General features: G+C 34.5%; 4 protein-coding genes. 2 read left to right on the top strand and 2 right to left on the bottom strand.

All coding sequences use genetic code 11. The features are described from left to right. The coding region (gene map, locus RQ893_RS08310; RefSeq protein ID WP_311482552.1) for a type I methionyl aminopeptidase at positions 1 to 783 on the top strand (783 nt) is incomplete at its 5' end. A 27-nt stretch (positions 784 to 810) separates the two neighbouring features. Here map and RQ893_RS08305 read toward each other — a convergent pair. After that, the gene (locus RQ893_RS08305) at positions 811 to 1,425 is read right to left on the bottom strand and encodes a thymidine kinase (RefSeq protein ID WP_399523586.1); all 615 of its coding nucleotides are present in this window, start codon (positions 1,423 to 1,425) and stop codon (positions 811 to 813) included. A 4-nt stretch (positions 1,426 to 1,429) separates the two neighbouring features. After that, positions 1,430 to 2,527 (bottom strand): redox-regulated ATPase YchF, encoded by a 1,098-nt coding sequence (ychF, locus tag RQ893_RS08300; protein ID WP_311482550.1) that lies wholly within the window; start codon positions 2,525 to 2,527, stop codon positions 1,430 to 1,432. Positions 2,528 to 2,726: 199 nt separating this feature from the next. Here ychF and RQ893_RS08295 point away from each other — a divergent pair. Next, the coding region (locus RQ893_RS08295) for an aminopeptidase P family protein (protein ID WP_311482549.1) at positions 2,727 to 4,453 on the top strand (1,727 nt) is incomplete at its 3' end.

The raw sequence follows: 4,453 nt of genomic DNA, 5'->3' as shown, positions 1-4,453 counted from the left end.
TATTTTGAAAAAATGAGAAAGGCAGCTGAGGTTTTATGTCAAACCCACCTTGCCCTTAGGAAAGTAATTAGACCCGGTTTAACCACTAATGACCTTGATAAATTTGCTAATAAATTTATCGTTGATCATAAAAAAGCAATTCCTGCTCAGCTTGGTTACCAAGGTTTTCCATTCACATTATGCACATCAGTTAATGATGAAATCTGCCACGGATATCCAAACAATAGACATCTAAAGGAGGGAGATATCCTATCAATAGATAATGTTGTCAACCTTTACGGAGGTCTTGCTGATTCATGCTGGACATATACAATTGGACAGATGAGCGAAGAAGATCAAAAATTAGTTGATGTAAATTTAGAAGCTTTAAATAGAGCTATTAAAGTAGCTATTCCTGGAAATAGGATTGGCGATATAGGCGCTGCTATCCAAGAATACGTAGAAGGTGAAAATGGATTTTCTGTTATAAGAGACTTTATTGGCCATGGAATTGGTAAAGAAATGCATGAAGACCCACAAGTTCCTCACTATGGCAAGGCGGGCAGGGGACCAAGGATTGAAGTTGGGATGGTATTTACCATTGAACCAATGATTGCTCTAGGGGATTGGCATATGAAACTTGATGATAATGGCTGGACAGCAAGGACTGTTGATGGGTCGAAGGTTAGCCAGTTTGAACATCAACTTATAATCCATAAAGATGGACCAGAAATAATAACAGATCAGTCTAAGTATAGCCTAGACGAGACCGATCTTGATTTTATTGAATCTTATAAATTTTAAAAAATCTACCCGTTTTGGGTAGATTTTTTAATCCTTAACTATGTCAAGTTCTATTTGATTTTTGGTATTTTCTCTTTCACGCATTTTCTCATTGTAGCAGGACCTACATAAAGGTTCATAGACATCTTCAGATCCTATTTGAATCCTTGAATCATCACTTGACTTTCTGTAGGATGCCCAAGCATCTTCACCACATGAAGCACATATGGCGTGGTGTTTAATCAACTCATCCGCCAGAGGCATTATTTCTTTTATTATTTCAAAAGGTTTAGTCTTGTAGTCCATATCTAGGCCAGATACAACTATGGTTATATTTTTACTCATGAGTTTATTAAAAATTTCAACTACTTCACTAGGATCATTTGGGAAAAATTGGAGCTCATCGATGCCAATCGCATCAATTTCATTTTTTTTGACATAATCCAAAATTTCGTTAAGGTCTTCAATCTTTATTGCATTAAGGGATAGGTTATCGTGAGAAACAATTTTCTTTTCACTATCTCTGTTATCAACAGCAGGCTTAAAGGCAACTGTCTTATAATTTGCGATTGTCATCCTGTAGAGTTCTCTCCATAGAGAAGTTGTCTTACCTGAGAACATAGATCCAGTATGAACTATTAGCTTACCTTGTTTTTTAATCATCTTTTTAAACATTAAACTTAAATTCCACTACATCGCCATCTTGCATGATGTAGTCCTTACCTTCCATACGTAGTTTGCCAGCTTCTTTTGCCTTAGCTTCACTACCAGCAGCAACCAAATCATCATAGGAAATTATATCTGCCATTATAAAACCACGGGCTATATCTGAGTGGATTTTACCAGCGGCATCTTGGGCACGAGTTCCTTTAGTAATTGTCCATGCACGAGTTTCTACTTCTCCTGTTGTTAAGTAAGAAATAAGGTTTAAGGTTTTGTATGAATCCTTTATTACCCTATCAGTACCAGATTCTGTAAGCCCAATCATTTCTAAAAACTCTGCTCTTTCTTCTTCTGTTTCAAGCTCTGATATTTCTTGTTCGATTTTAGCAGAAACGACAGAAACTTCAGCACCCTCATCTTTTGCAAAGTCCTTAACCATCTTTACATATTTGTTGCTAGCACCATCATCTGCTGCGTCTTCTTCATTTACATTGCAAACATAAATGATTGGCTTGGTTGATAGAAGTTGATATGACCTTAGAAGTTTTTTTTCTTCGTTATTTAGGTCAAGGATTCTTGCTGATTTACCTTCTTCAAGAACTGCTACAATTTTTTCTAAAACTTCTACTTCGGCACGGGCACTCTTATCAGCTCTTGCAACTTTTCTTTTCTTTTCTAAAACCTTGTCTACTAGTTCAAGGTCAGACAAAATTAGTTCTAAGTTTATTGTTTCAATATCCCTTAATGGGTCAACAGAACCGTCAACATGGGTTACATTTGGATCATCAAAGCACCTTAGGACTTCAACTATAGCATCTGTTTCTCTGATATTTGATAAGAACTTATTGCCAAGTCCTTCGCCTTTGCTAGCGCCTTTAACAAGTCCAGCTATATCATAAAATTCAACAACTGCTGGAACTATTTTCTTTGATTTGCTCATTTCAGATAGGATATTTAATCTATTATCAGGTACATTTACCAATCCTACATTGGGATCAATGGTAGCAAAAGGATAATTTGCCACTAGGGCACCTGCTTTGGTTATCGCGTTAAATAATGTTGACTTACCAACATTAGGTAGACCGACTATTCCTAATTTCATTTCTCTCACTCTCTCTTTTATTTTATTCTTATAACTCTAATATTATAATAGTTTTAGAGAAAAAATCAATCATGGAAATACTTATAATAAGACTTAATTCTGGTATAATTGTATATAGAAATAATATTAAACTATGATAAAATATTAATAAGAGTTTCGGCAAGAATAACTTGCCTAATTTAATGCTTAGGAGATAAGGATGAATATAAATAAAAGATTAGAAGAATTAAGATCTTTAATGAAAGATAGAAAAATTGATGCTTATATTGTTGCAAGTTCGGATCCTCACCAATCTGAGTATTTGGCAGATCATTATAAAACAAGAGAATTTATTTCAGGCTTTACAGGTTCTGCTGGAACAGCTGTAATTACTCTCAAGGAAGCCAGACTTTGGACAGACTCAAGGTATTTCTTGCAGGCACAAAAAGAATTATCTAGTTCAGAATTTGAATTGATGAAGATGGGAGTTGAAGGCTATCCAACAATTTTAGAATATTTGGATGAAAATATTGCTGAATTTGGGAAAATTGGTTTTGACGGTGAATGCTATTCAGTTACAGCCTATAAGGATTTGTCAGAAAATATGGGATCTAGGGTCTTGGTTTCTGATCTAGATTATATATCACAAATTTGGACAGATAGGCCAGAATTACCAAAAGATAAGGCTTGGATTCACGAAGAAAAATATTGTGGCTTGAGTTTAAAAGACAAACTTGAAATTTTAAGAAATAAAATGAAACTTAACCACTGTGATTACACTTTTATTGGTGCACCAGAAGATATTTGCTACCTATTAAATATTCGTGGCAATGATGTTGACTATAATCCGGTTATACTTTCTTATATGCTTATTTCTCTAGATAAGGCTTACCTATGTATAGATGAGGATAAGGTTGAAGGCAGTGTACGTAATTACCTGGAAGAAAATGGGGTTGATATTTATTCTTATGATTACATCTACACTCTATTAAAAAATATCCCAGGTAAAAATAGGATTTACTTAGACCCATCAAGGACAAATGTTTCGATTTATGATGCCATAAATTCAAATGTAAAAATCAGCCAAGGAATAAACCTTACAACATTCATGAAATCAATAAAGACAGATACAGAAATTGAAAATATTAAAAAGGCTTATATTCTTGACGGAGTAAGCCTAGTTAAATTCTTTAACTGGCTAGAAGTTGGGGCTAAAACTGGTTCTATGAATGAATTAGTTGCATCTAATAAACTTCACGATTTAAGGTGCGAAAACGAGAGCTTTATAGAAGATTCTTTTGAAACTATTGCAGGTTATAGGGAAAATGCAGCAATAGTTCACTACGCTCCTTCAAAAACTGGATCAAAGACAATTAGAGATGAAGGAATGATTCTAGTAGATTCAGGTGGTCATTATAAGGAAGGAACTACTGATATTACAAGAACTATAGCCCTAGGAAGTCTAAGAGAAGACGAAAAGATTGATTATACCTTGGTATTAAAATCATTCCTAAGCTTATTTTTAGCTAAGTTTAAAAATAAAACCAAGGGTACCAGGTTAGATATGATTGCGAAATATCCACTATGGAAGGCTGGCAAGGACTTTTTCCATGGAACTGGTCATGGTGTGGGATTTGTTTTAACTGTTCACGAGGGACCACAGGCAATTTCAGAAAGAAATGAAGTAGAGTTTGTTGAAAATATGACTACTTCAATTGAGCCAGGTCTTTATATTGAAAATAGCCATGGTATAAGGATTGAAAATGAAGCCTATGTAAAAAAAGCCTTTGACAATGAATTTGGTCACTTCTTAGAATTTGAAACCTTAACCTACGTTCCTCTTGATACTAGACCAATAAAAACAGAGATGCTAAGTACAGAAGAAATTGATTGGGTAAATGCCTATAATAAAAAATGCTATGAACTTCTAAGCCCATACCTTGAAGG

This window comes from uncultured Anaerococcus sp. (assembly GCF_963510915.1).
Lineage (GTDB): Bacteria > Bacillota > Clostridia > Tissierellales > Peptoniphilaceae > Anaerococcus.
This window is presented reverse-complemented; position numbering and strand designations above follow the sequence as displayed.